At 26.6% G+C, this 14,262-nt stretch carries 14 protein-coding genes and 1 riboswitch; of the genes, 8 read left to right on the forward strand and 6 right to left on the reverse strand.

Features of this window, described 5'->3' with window-relative positions; all coding sequences use genetic code 4:
• The first annotated feature begins 7 nt into the window (after positions 1-7).
• The 7 genes from MENTO_RS01820 to MENTO_RS01850 all read left to right on the forward strand — a co-directional run bounded on the left by MENTO_RS01820 (position 8) and on the right by MENTO_RS01850 (position 5,906).
• Positions 8-784, forward strand: a complete 777-nt coding sequence (locus tag MENTO_RS01820; RefSeq protein WP_099651180.1) for a glycerol-3-phosphate acyltransferase — start codon at positions 8-10, stop codon at positions 782-784.
• Between the two features lie 51 nt (positions 785-835).
• Positions 836-1,327 carry an isochorismatase family protein gene (locus MENTO_RS01825; RefSeq protein WP_099651181.1) on the forward strand — a complete coding sequence of 164 codons (492 nt, stop codon included), beginning with the start codon at positions 836-838 and terminating at the stop codon, positions 1,325-1,327.
• A 128-nt stretch (positions 1,328-1,455) separates the two neighbouring features.
• Positions 1,456-1,692 carry a S1 RNA-binding domain-containing protein gene (locus tag MENTO_RS01830; protein WP_099651182.1) on the forward strand — a complete coding sequence of 79 codons (237 nt, stop codon included), beginning with the start codon at positions 1,456-1,458 and terminating at the stop codon, positions 1,690-1,692.
• Positions 1,693-1,820: 128 nt separating this feature from the next.
• Positions 1,821-1,883, forward strand: a riboswitch (nucleoside riboswitch).
• Positions 1,884-1,937: 54 nt separating this feature from the next.
• Entirely contained in the window at positions 1,938-3,479 is a 1,542-nt protein-coding gene (gene guaA, locus MENTO_RS01835; RefSeq protein WP_099651183.1) for a glutamine-hydrolyzing GMP synthase, read from the forward strand.
• Between the two features lie 2 nt (positions 3,480-3,481).
• A complete protein-coding gene (gene guaB, locus MENTO_RS01840) occupies positions 3,482-4,612 on the forward strand; it encodes an IMP dehydrogenase (RefSeq protein ID WP_169916095.1) in 1,131 nt (376 codons plus the stop codon).
• A 259-nt stretch (positions 4,613-4,871) separates the two neighbouring features.
• Complete coding sequence (locus MENTO_RS01845) at positions 4,872-5,423, forward strand: hypothetical protein (RefSeq protein ID WP_099651185.1); 552 nt, start codon at positions 4,872-4,874, stop codon at positions 5,421-5,423.
• A 15-nt stretch (positions 5,424-5,438) separates the two neighbouring features.
• Positions 5,439-5,906, forward strand: a complete 468-nt coding sequence (locus MENTO_RS01850) for a hypothetical protein (protein ID WP_099651186.1) — start codon at positions 5,439-5,441, stop codon at positions 5,904-5,906.
• Positions 5,907-5,979: 73 nt separating this feature from the next.
• Here MENTO_RS01850 and MENTO_RS01855 read toward each other — a convergent pair whose 3' ends face one another.
• The 6 genes from MENTO_RS01855 to MENTO_RS01880 all read right to left on the reverse strand — a co-directional run bounded on the left by MENTO_RS01855 (position 5,980) and on the right by MENTO_RS01880 (position 13,411).
• Positions 5,980-8,646, reverse strand: coding sequence for a glycosyl hydrolase family 18 protein (locus tag MENTO_RS01855; protein ID WP_167372680.1), 2,667 nt, complete (start codon positions 8,644-8,646; stop codon positions 5,980-5,982).
• Between the two features lie 248 nt (positions 8,647-8,894).
• Entirely contained in the window at positions 8,895-9,146 is a 252-nt protein-coding gene (locus MENTO_RS01860; RefSeq protein WP_099651188.1) for a YneF family protein, read from the reverse strand.
• A gap of 37 nt (positions 9,147-9,183) precedes the next feature.
• Complete coding sequence (gene tkt, locus MENTO_RS01865; RefSeq protein ID WP_099651189.1) at positions 9,184-11,151, reverse strand: transketolase; 1,968 nt, start codon at positions 11,149-11,151, stop codon at positions 9,184-9,186.
• Positions 11,135-11,389, reverse strand: a complete 255-nt coding sequence (locus MENTO_RS01870) for a DUF896 domain-containing protein (RefSeq protein WP_099651190.1) — start codon at positions 11,387-11,389, stop codon at positions 11,135-11,137. The genes tkt and MENTO_RS01870 overlap by 17 nt, the downstream gene beginning before the upstream one ends.
• 28 nt (positions 11,390-11,417) lie before the next feature.
• A complete protein-coding gene (gene yqeH / locus MENTO_RS01875) occupies positions 11,418-12,515 on the reverse strand; it encodes a ribosome biogenesis GTPase YqeH (protein WP_099651191.1) in 1,098 nt (365 codons plus the stop codon).
• A complete protein-coding gene (locus tag MENTO_RS01880) occupies positions 12,500-13,411 on the reverse strand; it encodes a hypothetical protein (protein ID WP_099651192.1) in 912 nt (303 codons plus the stop codon). The genes yqeH and MENTO_RS01880 overlap by 16 nt, the downstream gene beginning before the upstream one ends.
• Before the next feature lie 103 nt (positions 13,412-13,514).
• Here MENTO_RS01880 and MENTO_RS01885 point away from each other — a divergent pair, with 103 nt between their 5' ends.
• The gene (locus MENTO_RS01885) at positions 13,515-14,231 is read left to right on the forward strand and encodes a hypothetical protein (protein WP_099651193.1); all 717 of its coding nucleotides are present in this window, start codon (positions 13,515-13,517) and stop codon (positions 14,229-14,231) included.
• Positions 14,232-14,262 lie beyond the last annotated feature (31 nt).

Raw genomic sequence — 14,262 nt, forward strand, 5'->3', positions numbered from 1 at the left:
TGATTAAATGTTTCCCTATTTAGGAATTATTATTGCTTCTATCTTTGGTTATTTATTAGGTAGTGTTCTTTGATCAGTTCCTGTTACTAAATGAGTTAAAGGTGTAAGTATTTACGAAGTTGGTTCAAACAACCCAGGAGCCACTAATACAGTTAGAATTTTAGGAAAAAGATGAGGTTTAGCAGTTGCTTTACTTGATGGTTTTAAAGTTTTAATTACTGCTGCATTTGCTATTGGTCTTTCAATGATACCAAGTGAATTATTCAGCAAAACAAGTTATTTTATTCCTTGTATCTTTGTTTTAATTGGACACTGTTGACCAATTTGATTTAAATTCAAAGGTGGTAAAGCAGTTAGTTGTTTCTTAGGATTATTAGTTGTAGTTAATTATTTATACTTTTTAATTTTCTTTATTGTTTGATGAATATTTGCTTTCAAATATCGTAAAGTTAGTTTATCTTCAATTATTGGAACAGCAACTATCTTGCTATTAATGTGATTGCCTTGAACATATGGAGTAATGGGTTATAGTTTATTTAATGGTTATGATTCATTCATTGATGCTTGAGATAATAATATTGTTTTTAGTTTTTATAATTTTTTCCATAAGTTTTCTTCTGAAATACACGGAATTAACTATGCTGATGGAATGTTAACAGGTCAAATTATTATTTTAGTCGGAATGATTATTTTAGTTGTTAGACATAAAACAAACATTGTTAAATTAAAAAATAAAACTGAAGAACCAATTTACCCTAAAAAACAAAAGAATACTAAAATGTAGCAAAAATTGCTACATTTTTATTTGTTATAATATCAAAAAGGAGATGTTGATATGAGCAAAGCTTTAATAATAGTTGATTATCAATTTGATTTTGTTGATCCTAATGGAAAATTGTATGTACCAACTGCTGAAACTAAAAAAGAATATATTGAAGAATTAATTCAAGAATTTAAAGCAAATGATAATCTTGTTTTTGCAACTAAGGACGTTCATCCCGTTGATCATTACTCTTTTTCTGAATGAGGTCCACATTGTGTTGTTGGTACAATTGGAACTGATTTATATTTTAATGATTCACAAGTTGATATGGTTATTAAAAAAGGAACTAATAAAAATACAGAAAGTTATAGTGCTTTTTTTGATGAAAAAGGTAATTCAAATAATCTAGATGAATATTTAAAAGCAAATAAAATAACTAGTTTAACAATTGTCGGAGTTGCTTTAGAAGTATGTGTAAAAGCAACTTTTGATCATGCAATTGAATTAGGATATGAAACAGTGATAGATTTAAAAGGTTGTGCTGGATTTCAAGATAAAAAATAAAAACTACAAAATTTTAAAAGTAATTGATATAATAAAGTTAGTATTTGAACAAATCGAATCTTAAAATTTTAACATTACAGTTCATAATTTTATCTATTTGATCAGTATTATAGAAAGTAGACGACAAAATGAACAAAGTTATCTCAGTTAAAATTTCTGATATTGCTCCTTTTGGTGCATTTGCTATTTTTGAATTAGACGGTAAACAATACAAAGGTTTAATTCATATTAGTGAAATTGCTAACACTTTTGTAAACGACATTAACGATTTCGTTAAAGTTGGTCAAGATGTTGAAGTTCTAATTTTAGAATTAAACGACGAAAAAGCTCAAGCAAAATTATCAATTAAAAAAGTTAACGCTTAATTAATAATTAACGAACTAAAAAAGAGAACTTATTGTTCTCTTTTTTTATAATTAAAATATTTTTGTATTTATTATTGAATATAAATACAACTATAATATATAATATTTTAAATAATTAAATATAAAAAACTTATACATGGCAGCATAATGGGCTGCCGACCTGCCTCTGGACCTATCCTTAGACTATAAGCGTGAGGTTTTTTGATACACAAAAACCTCTTTTTTTATTTAGAAGGAGATATAAAATGAAAAATACTCAAATCTTAATTTTAGATTTTGGAAGTCAATATACACAATTATTAGCTAGACGAGTTAGAGAAGCTAATATTTACACAGAAGTTTTACCTTTTGATACATCAATTGAAAAGATTAAAGAATATCCTTTATTAAAAGGAATTATTCTTTCTGGTGGACCTTCAAGTGTTTATTTACAAAATGCTTATAAAATTCATCCCGAAATTTTAAATTTGGATATTGCTATTTTAGGTGTATGTTATGGAATGCAATTGTTAACTCAATATTTTGAAGGGGCTGTTGAATTAGCTGATGAACAAGAATTTGGTAAAGCTATTATATCAATTGATGATAAATCTAATCTTCTTTTTAAAAATGTTGATGAAAGCTCACAAGTTTGAATGAGTCATGCTGATCACGTAACTAAATTACCAAAAGATTTTAAACAAATTGCACATTCTAATGCGAGTATTGCTGCTATTTCTCATAATACTAAACCAATTTATGGTATTCAATTCCATGCTGAAGTTACTCATTCTCTACAAGGTAAACAAATGTTAGAAAACTTCTTATATGATATAGCAAAATGTAAAAAAGACTGAAATCTTGATGATTTTATTGAACAACAAATTAAAGAAATTAGAGAAATTGTTCAGGATAAACAAGTTATTTTAGGATTAAGCGGTGGGGTTGATTCATCTGTTGCTGCAGCAATCATTGGTAAAGCAATTGGTAAACAATTAACTTGTATTTTTGTTGATACAGGTTTATTAAGAAAAAATGAATCTGTTGAGGTTATGAAAGCATATGAAACTAACTTTGACATTAATATTAAATTAGTTGATGCAAGTGATCTTTTCTTTTCTGAATTAAAAGGAATTAAAGAACCTGAAGCTAAAAGAAAAATTATTGGTAAATGTTTTATAGATGTTTTCACTGATGCGGCTAGACAATATAAAGATGCTGATTTCTTAGCACAAGGAACTATTTATCCAGATGTAATTGAATCTTCTTCTCATGGAGCTAGTTCTAAAACAATTAAATCTCATCACAATGTTGGTGGATTACCAGAAGATTTAAAATTTAAATTAATTGAACCTTTAAGAAACTTATTTAAAGATGAAGTTAGACAAGTTGGTTTTAAATTAGGGTTACCTGAAGAAATGATTAATCGTCATCCTTTCCCTGGACCTGGGTTAGGAATTAGAGTCATTGAAGAAGTAACTAAAGAAAAAGTTGAAATTTTACAAGAAGTAGATGCTATTTTTATTAAAAAATTAAGAGAGTGAAATTTATATAATTCAGTTTCACAAGCCTTTGTTACATTATTACCAGTTAAAACAGTTGGTGTAATGGGTGATAATCGTACTTATGATTATGTTGTTGCTTTAAGAAGTGTTAATACAATTGATTTTATGACAGCAACTAGCACACATCTTCCTTGAGAATTTTTAGATGAAGTAGTAAATGAAATAATAAATAAAGTAGATAATGTTAACCGAGTAGTTTATGATGTTACATCTAAACCTCCAGGAACAATAGAATGAGAATAAATATGAATAAAGATCTAAATGGAAAAATTATAAATAAAGCAATTACTTTTGATGATGTACTATTAGTGCCTAATTACTCAGAAGTTTTACCTCATGAAGTTTGTTTAAAAACTAAATTAACTAAAAATATAGAATTAAATATTCCTATCATTTCTGCTGCAATGGATACAGTTACTGAATCTGAGTTAGCAATTGCGATTGCAAGTATTGGTGGTATTGGTATTGTTCATAAAAATTTAACAATTGAACAACAAGTAAATGAAATTAGAATAGTTAAATCAATTAAACCTACAGATGAATTTCCAAATGCTTGTGTTGATGCTAATGGATTTTTAAGAGTTGGTGGCGCTGTTGGAGTCAATGATGAAACTCTAACACGTGTAGAAGGTTTAATTTCAGCTGGTATTGATGTTTTAGTAGTTGATTCAGCACATGGTCATAGTAAAGGTATTATTGATGTTGTAAAAGCAATTAGAACTAAATACCCTAACTTAGATATCATTGCTGGTAACATTTGTACAGTTGAAGGTGCTGAAGCACTTTATAATGCTGGAGCTAATTGTGTTAAAGTTGGTATTGGTCCTGGAAGTATTTGTACAACTAGAGTTGTTGCTGGAGTTGGAGTACCTCAAATTACGGCAATTAATGATGTTTACAATTGATCAATTAATAAAGATGTAACTTTAATTGCAGATGGTGGAATTAAATACTCTGGTGATGTTGTTAAAGCTTTAGCAGCGGGCGCTCATTCTGTAATGTTAGGAAGTATGTTAGCTGGAACTGAAGAAGCTCCTGGCCAAGAAGTTATTATAAATAATAAAAGATATAAAACTTATGTTGGAATGGGTTCCTTAGCAGCAATGAAACGTGGAAGTAGTGATCGTTACTTTCAAAAAGGAGCTAAAAAATTAGTTCCTGAAGGAATTGAAGCTGTTGTTCCTTTTAAAGGAACTTTAGAAGAAGTTATTTTCCAATTGGTTGGTGGTTTAAGAAGTGGAATGGGTTATACTGGTTCTGCTACAATAGAAACTTTAAGACACAATGCTAAATTTGTCAAAATAACTGGAGCTAGTTTAAAAGAATCTCATCCTCATGATGTTGAAATTTCAGCTGAAGCTCCTAACTATAAATAAAAAACATGGCATCTTTTAAGGGATGTTATGTTTTTTATTTAATTAAGAATAATCTAGTTTGAAGTCATTAAGTTCACTTAGTTCCTAGTTAGTATTTATAAATTTTAAAGTTAGAAATATTTCATAATATTTGTTTGTTTAAATAATTTGTTACCTAATTTAATTTTTGAATTTTACACTTTTTTTATTGCAATGTTAAAATTTAGGTGTAATAGCTTTTGTTATTACAAAAGGAAAGAGGAAAGGCAAATTAAGTATTATGGAAAAAGAACAATTTAAAAAAATTTTAGATAATATTGACAAAAAATATAGAGATTTTCAATTTATAGGTTCTTATGAGGAATTGCAAAAAAATAAAGATTGAATAAAAATTTCTGAAGTTATAGAAAATCAAATAAAACCAAATTTAAAAGATGATAATTTCGAGTTTTCAGACATGATAAATCAATACTCTGATGCTAAGTTTGAATATATATTAAATAGAAATAGAAAAACAAACTATATTTCGTGGCATTGATGAGGATTCAGATGACATATTGGCTATGAAGCATTTGTTGAAATGGTTAATAGTGTGCGTGAAGGCCCTAAATTACCTCCTGGTTCAATACCCGTTACTACAATGATTTCTTTACTAACTACACAAGCTCCTGTTTTAGCAGCAGCTATTGGCGCTACGATGGGAGTTGCTGCTATTCATATATCACAGGCAGCAATATGTATTTGCTCAAAAGAATTTTGAAATTCAGATAAAAATGTGGTTGTTGGATTTTCTTATTTCATAACTCCTTTAGTTAATTGTTATTTAGAATAATAAGAGCCAAGTAAAATGTTTTGAAGTATTTTATATTTTTTATCATTAATGCCTAGTATTATAGGTTTAATACAAATACATAATTTAGAGATTAAAAAAGATACCAACGATTATAATGATCATGATGAAATTAAAATTTATATTGTTTTAGTTTCTATTTTGGATCTTTTCATAACTTTTTGATTAATTTTAAATTTAGCTTTATTGATGGTTATTGTTTTAGATAGTAATTCAAAACTACCAAGTCCTGGATTTTATTACTCAATAGTTTTATTAATTATTTTAATTATTTTTAAATTTTTAAATATCTTATTTATTTCAATTAGTAAAACATTTAAAAATAAATTTAATAATGAAAGCTTATTTAATCAAAAGAGCAAAAAAATAATCTTTAATTTATTATTTCTATTACCTTTAGTCAACGTTATTTGATTATTTATTATACTTGTACCAATAATAAAAGAAGAAGGAATATGAAAATAACTGTTTATATTAAAAAAACTCATTTTAAATGAGTTTTTTTAATTATTAATTACTTGCTATTAAATTTTACACTTTATTTTACATTTTTTAATTTACCAAAACTTTCATCAAATCATTTACTGTATGATCATCTATATCACATAATTTTTGGCTCTGTCCCTCCATAAGTATCTGGTATCATACCCTCAAACGCATCAAAAAGAATTGATCATGTCATTAATCCTCTAATTTTAATCCCATCAGAATTTAATAAATTATAAGCTTTATTGAAAGCTTCTTTTGAACCTGCTCCTCTTCCTGCTGGTTCATTTGTTGAAGCACCAATAATGAATTTATCTGCTGGTATTTGATAAAAACCATTTTGATTATTAGGCCTTGAAGTAATGTATTTTGACATTAAATAATAAAATTCACCACGTTTATCAACATTGTCATTTGTAATATATGTGTTTTGTTGAACACCTGTTTTTGCAGCATCATCACTTGTTTCTACTTGAACACCATCTCCTCAACCATTATAAAATTGGGGATTTATTCAGTCATAATAACCATCAAGCCCATCTAAAAATTCTTTATAGTTTCTACCTTCAGTGTTTTTTCTAAGGTAAGGAAATTCAGGGGCCATAGTTATAATGAAATCTTTTCCTTCAGATTTATATTCATCTTTTAATTCTTTAAGAGCTTGAGCTGTTACATTTTTACTTTCTGAACTATTTAAAGAAGCAGATTCTCAGTCTATGTCTAATCCATCAAAACCATATTCGTTAATCACACTTTTAATCGCTGCTTTTAATTGTTCTTTTTGATCACTTCTAAATTTCATATGTTCAGCAGTAGCTCCTCCCATTGATATAAGTACTCTTTTACCTTGAGATTGTAACGCTTTAATTCCTTCTTTTATTGCGACAGGATTATTAGGGTTATAAGTTGGCATTTGATATTCTACATTAGAATATAAAAATGATAAATTAATAACATTATAAGAAGAAGTTAACAAATCTTTATCATTTAATGCAATTTTATTTTCAAAATTTCCTCCTCAATCATAATGATATCCAACTAGGGTTTTTACTTCATATTGAACTTCTACACTGCCTTTATATTTGGCTAAATTATTAGATTGAATCGTTGCTAATTCATTTGTTTTATTGATTACTTTTAAATCTTTTTCTTGAATTGTTGTAGCTGGGTTAAATTTTAAAATATTTCTGATTATTCCTGAGTCTAAGTTGTCAGATATACCTTTTAAATTCCTTTCTTTTATTAAAGTGCTTAAATCAACTGCATTTGCTGTATCTATAATATATTCTATTTCAACCGATCCACTATATTTTGTTGGATCAGTTGATTTAACTAATGCGTTTGATGTAGTAATTGATTGTGCATCAATTTCTATTGCATTAATATCTATACTTGGATTTTTTGATTTAATTGCTTGTTTAATTGTATCTTCATCAGTTGAGTTTAATGTTCCTAAACTAGTTTGTTTTAATACTGAAGCTAGAGGAACAGCTTTTGAAGTATCAAGTTTAAAAATTATGTTTACACTTCCTTTATATTTGCTTGGATTATTTGATGTAACTGTTGCTGATACTTCAGTTATATTATTAATATCTACGTAATTAACTTCCAAATTAGGATTCAATTTTGCTAATTGACTTTTAATAGTTATTTCATCTAATTTATCTAAAGTACCTAAATTTGTATTTATAATTACTGATGCTAAATCAGTAGCTAAAAGATTTTCATCTACTTTAAAAGTTAAATCAAGATAACCTTCTTTTGGATTGATATAAACATTTTCATCAGTTGAAGTAACTCTAGCTCAACCTCAGCCACTTGAAGAATTAAAACCTGCGTCATATATTCTTACATAATTAGAATCTAACTTAGAATTATCTTTTACTAAAGCATTTAATATTATATCAGGATCTGCATTTGGTAAAACAGTTGTAATATTTTGATTAGTTATAACATTCGCTAAATTAGTTTTTTCTGGTTTTGTTCCATTGATAGTAAATGTAACATTTACAAAACCTGTATATCTTCCAGATGATGTTGAATTAACTTTTGCTGATGTTTGAGTTATAGAAGTGATACTAATATCTTTTGATGTTAACTTAGGATTTAATTTAATGACTGCTTGTTGAATTGTTAGCGCGTTGTTATCAGATAAAATCCCTAAATCTTTTTCAGTGATAACACTACTTAAATTTGGTTTTTTTGCCTGTATTGTAAAAACAACTGTGACTGAGCCATTATATATAAAATCATCACCTATTATTAATGCTGATGTTGAATCTATTTCTGTAATTTCAAAACCATTAGTATTAATATCTGGATTTTTTGATAATATCGCACTTCGAATTGTACTTTCTGTTTTGCTACTTATAACGCCCAATTCAGTATTTATGAGATTGTCTTCTAAAGCTGGGACAATGTAAAAAGAAACTGTAACTTCGCCATTATATTTATCCTGACCAATTAATCTTGCAGTTCCTGAACCTTCACTTATATTAATATTTGTTATTTCAAAATCTGATGTAAATAACTTTGGATTATTTAACAAAACAGCTTGTCTTATTTCATATTCTGTTGATTTATTTATAATCCCTAAATTCTTTTTTTCAATGATTGTTGCAATATTAATTTTTTTAGTATTAGTACTACATGATACTGTTAAAATTGTTGTTGGTACTATCAATGATATCGTGCCTAATAAACCTAGTAATTTTTTCAAAATATTTCTCCTCATTTATTTTATTTACAAAATATTATATTTTATATGAAATTGTTAATAAATAAAGGATAAGTGTGATATGTGAGTTTATTTTTGAGTAAATTTAGAAAGTAATTTTATTAGTGTTTAAAAAATGCATTTATTTGAAAATTTAAAACAAAAAATATGTATTTGGTGCTTGCATCAAATACATATTTTTAATTTATTAATTATTTTTTTATATGTTGAAAAAAATATTTCACTTATAATTATTTTTTAGCTTGCTGCATTGCACGCATTGTTTTTTTAATGTCTGATTCACTTGGTTTTCTTCCCATACTCATGTACATTGCACGAATTTGTTTTTCTGTAACAGGCGGGTTATCTTTTAATTGTTTTTTAACCATTGCTCTAGTAATGAAAAAGCCAATAATTGCTCCTAAGATAATTGCTCCTAAGATAACTCCGATTAACATTCCTGCTAATTCTCCTGCCTTAAATTCTGTTGTAAATAATATCATAATTTCACTCTATTCTATTTTTTTTATTTTTAAATTCTTACTTTATAACCTTTTTAATTTTATTAAAAATTTGTTCACTTGTAAATCCATATTCACTAATTACTGTATTAGCTGGTGCACTTGCTCCAAAAATATCGATTCCAATGTTTAATCCATCATCACCTGTATATTTACTTCATCCATAAGTTGTCCCCATTTCAATTGAAACTCTTAATGTTGATTTATCAATAACTTTGTCTTTGTATGATTGTTCTTGTTGATCAAATAAGTTTGTTGATGGCATTGAAACTACTTTAGCAATAATGCCATCTTCTTTTAATTTGTTAGCTGTTTCCATTGCTAATCCAACTTCACTACCAGTTGCAATTAGTGTTACTGTTGCATTTGGTTGGTCTAACATTACATAAGCTCCTTTTTTAACTTCTTCATAAACATCATTATGAGGTAATTGAGTTAAATCTTGTCTAGTTAAAACTAAAGTTGATGGACAGTTTTTTAAATCTTGTAATGCTATTTTGTATGAGGCTAATGTTTCAGCATAATCAGCTGGTCTAAATGTAATATGATTTGGAATACTTCTAATCATTGCTAGTTGTTCGATTGGTTGATGAGTTGGACCATCTTCTCCAACTGCAACTGAATCGTGAGTAAAGATAAATAATTGTTGAGTATTCATAATTGATGATAAACGCATTGCTGGTTTCATGTAATCTGAGAATACAAAGAATCCACTTGAGAATGGTATTAACCCTCCATGTTGGTGAATACCATTGTTGATTGCGCCCATTGCAAATTCTCTAACACCATAAAGAATGTTTCTTCCACTTCTATTATCAACGTCAAATTGACCATCAGCACCTTTAATTCTTGTTGATGAAACTAAATCAGCTGATCCTCCAATTAAGAATTTAACTTGAGCATTTATGCTATCTCAAATATTTCCTGAACTAACTCTAGTAGCTTCTGCTTTTTCTGGAGTTTTACCTTTTAATGCTTCAAAATCAAAATTAATTTCTTTGTTAATAGCATCTGTGAATTGTTTTCATAATTCAGGATTTACATCTTTCAATTTATCTAATTCTTGATTTCACTTTTCTTCAATAGATAAGTTTTTTGAAATATTTTCATTTCAGTGTGCATAAACTTCTGTAGGTATTTCAAAATCATTATATTTTCATTCAAATACATTTTTAACAGTTTCAATATCAGCACCAATAGGAGCTCCGTGCACAGCACTTGTTCCTTGTTTTGAAGCTCCAATACCAATAATTGTTTTAACTTCGATATATGTAGGCTTTTCTGATAATTTAGCATCATTAATTGCTTTTTCAATAGCAACTAAGTCTTCACCATCAGTTACTTTTAAAGTATTTCATTGAGCAGCTTTAAATCTCTCATGCATGTTTTCACTCTGAGCTTTTTCTACTTTGTCGTCTAATTGAATGTCATTTGAGTCGTGAATTAAAATTAATTTATTCAATTTTAATCTACCAGCTAAACTAATTGATTCTTGAGCTACACCTTCTTGTAAGTCTCCATCACCACATAAAACAAATGTATGGTGATCGACTAAATTAATTCCTGATTGATTGTAAACTGAAGCAGTATGAGATTCAGCAATTGCTAATCCAACACCCATCGCAACACCTTGTCCTAAAGGTCCAGTTGTTACATCAACACCTTCAGTTAAATGAGATTCAGGGTGACCTGGTGTTTTACTATTTCATTGTCTAAAATTTTTGATTTCATCCATTGATAAATTATACCCTGCTAAATGTAATGCTGAATATAACAATGCACTTCCATGCCCTGCTGATAATACGAATCTATCTCTATCAAATCATTTTGGATTTTTAGGGTTATGTTTCATTATCTTGTTAAATAATGTATAGACAACTGGAGCAGCACCTAAAACTATACCAGGGTGCCCTGAATTTGCTTTATTAATAGCTGAAACTCCTAAAATTCTTAAAGCATTTAAGTTGTTGTTATTTTTGTTTATCATGTTTCTCTCCTTCTTTTTTTAGTTTGCTTGGTGTAACATCATTTCCATTTGCATCAATTACTTTTGTACTTTTTAGTTGTTGCTCAAAACCACTTCTAAAGTATTTTAAGTAAAGCACTTTTAGTTCTTCTCTATAAGCACTTTCTTTTGCATTTAACTCACGCTCTTTTTTGATCTTTGCCAAACGGTTTATTTCTTTTATAACCTCTGGCATAGTTAATTCTTTTAATTCACTCATCTTAATACTCCCTTAAGTTTATTTTATACTAAACCAATGGTTTTCTTAATGTTGTTTCAACTTCAACATTGTCAGTTGGAATATTTATTGTTATTTTCATAGAATTTTTAACTTTAAAATTAAATCACCCTAATCCTGAAATAGATATTTCAAATTCTTTATTAATATCTTTTTCATTAAAAATAAACTCTCTTTTTATAAACTTTGTATTAAAGTTATACGGAACTATATTTTCCTTATTTCTATTGTAGTAATCAAATGCATTTTTTATATTTGTTCTGTGTAATTTAACTTCCTTATTATTAAAGAAATGAAAACTATTAATTTCTTCCTCTATTCATTCAAAATCAACTCAAGCTATTCCTGCATAAAAAATGGTATTGCCAGGTTTTAATTGGAATGTATTTTGGGCAACCTCTTTATTAAAATAAATGTATTTTCAATCTTCTTTATTTAATAAATTTGCTGTTGAATTACTTCTAGCTATTCCTGGAGTGTCAAATATTATGTCATCACTTGATAATTTAATTTGAATAAAATCTAGTGTTGTATTAAAGTATTTTGATTCAACAATTTGTGGGATCAAATTATTTGCTTTTAACAGAGAATTAATAATTGATGACTTACCAACGTTTGAACTACCTATAAAATATTTTTTAGTTTTAGTTTTTTTAATTTTGTTTAATAGACTATTTGTGAAGTTATTTTTGAAACTAGTGTTCAATATAATATTTGCATCAAGTAAATCGCTTTTTGCAAATAGGTCAGTTATATATCTTCTTATTTTGGCTAACTTAACTGCTTTTGGAAGTAAATCTATTTTATTAACAACAATTGTCACAGGGTATTTTTTAATAGCTGCTTCAATCTCTTTTACTCTGCTTCCTTCTAAGTCAAAAATATCAATAATATAGAAAAATTCAATGTCTTTTGGTCTTTCATTTTGAATTAAAGTTTTTAATTTTAAAATAAATTCTTCAGCATTTATTTCTTGATTAATTAACTCGTTGTAATTTTTAATTTTAAAACATCTTAAACAGTATTCATTTTCAGGTTTAATAACATAACCGGCCTTATTTTGATCACTATTTTGTTTTAAAATTCCACAACCTATACACTTGCTCATGTTTCCCCCATTTGTTTATTCATAATATAGCTTAAGAATTTGATTAAAACTAATATTTTTAGAACATCATCATAACAATGCGATCTAGCTTCTTTTAAACTTTTTGATAATTTATCATGTTCACTTTGTGATACTTTTTCTAAACTAAATAGTTTTAATGCTCTGCTACATAAGAACGTAATATTGTCTTCTTTAAAATTATATTTACTATGTAGTTCTTCTGTATAGTCAAAGAATTTTTTCAAGCTTCTAATTTTAATTGAATCTTCAATATCACCCTTTTTAAGATTTTGTTCATTATAAAATTTTGTCCCATCTTTTAAATAATTTGCAAAACTTAAGTTTTGTTCTAATGCATCATAAATATCAAAACTATTTAGTCTATATTTTTTTGTATCTTTGTTAAAAATAAATAAATCTGTTTTTTTATTTTTAAATAATGCTTTATAAGTATTGATTCATTGTTCAATTATTTTTTTATCATTGTCTTGTCCAGCAAAAATAATAGTTCTAATGTTTTTATTAATACACATATTTATAAAACTTTTGATCATTGATTGATATTGACTTTTAAAGTCATATTTGTCATCATTTACTTTTCTTTTTATGGATAAACTATTAATTGACTTATGATTGTTTCTTGATTGAATCTCATTAAAGCTCTTAGCAAATGAATAGTTCATCAAATAAACTATGTCTTTTTCTTTTTCCCCATATAATTTTGGTTCAATATTGTCAAAGTCATGACTACGATTAAAAAACTCTGTATCTAAAATTAAAACTGGAAACTTAATTTCTTTTAATTTACTTTGTAAACCCTCAAAGTTAAAGTAGATTGATTGGTATTTATTTAATTTAACTGAATTATTTTTTATTTCCAAATTTTTATACTTCATAGTTCTCTTCTTTTCCTTTTTATATTTTAACAAATTAATATAGTATTTCATTGTTGTATAATATTATTTATAGGTTATAAGACGTTAAATGGAGGTTTTTTTCATGATATTAAGTAAATTAGTCAGCAACATATTAGTTGATGAAATAATTGATGATGTTAATGCGTGTATAAAAAATATTAATTTAGTTCAAGAATTAAATGAATCAAACGAATATAATTTTGATTCTCTGTATAAAATGTATGATAAAAATTTAATTAAATTAGTTAATTTAGAAAAAGAATTATCTAAAATTGATGAGTTCATTGATGAGTTCATTGAAGAAATAAGCAAACTACTAATTGAAGAAAAACAAAGATTTAACGAAACTAATAAAAAAGAGCAAGAAAATAAAAAAAGAATATTTGAATTTATTATTTTTGTTCAAAATAAATTAATGAATTATAAAAAAGTAATTATTTCTTTTAACTGAATATTAGACAAAATGGGCTTAGATATTGAAATAAATAAGCAAAATGAACCAGAATTTTACTCTCTAATTGAATTTAATATTAGCAAAAGATTCAAAACCATAAGAGAACATGTTGGCATAAATATAAGCATACTGGATTCATCTGATATATTGCTTGAAGAATTTGAAACATTCTCATTAAATGATAAAAAGAAGCTCTTGGAAAAAATTTTAAGAGATATAAATTTTGATTCTATATTAGAAATGAATGATGTTGAAGAAATTATAAGAATTTCTAAAATGTCCACTTCAATCAATTTTTTAATAAAATTTATAGATGTTGTAAATTTTATTAAAAAATCAATTTAATATAAAAAAATACTTCATATTTGAAGTATTT

The sequence above is a fragment of the Mesoplasma entomophilum genome, from assembly GCF_002804125.1.
In the GTDB taxonomy this organism is placed as follows: Bacteria; Bacillota_I; Bacilli_A; order Mycoplasmatales; family Mycoplasmataceae; genus Mesoplasma; species Mesoplasma entomophilum.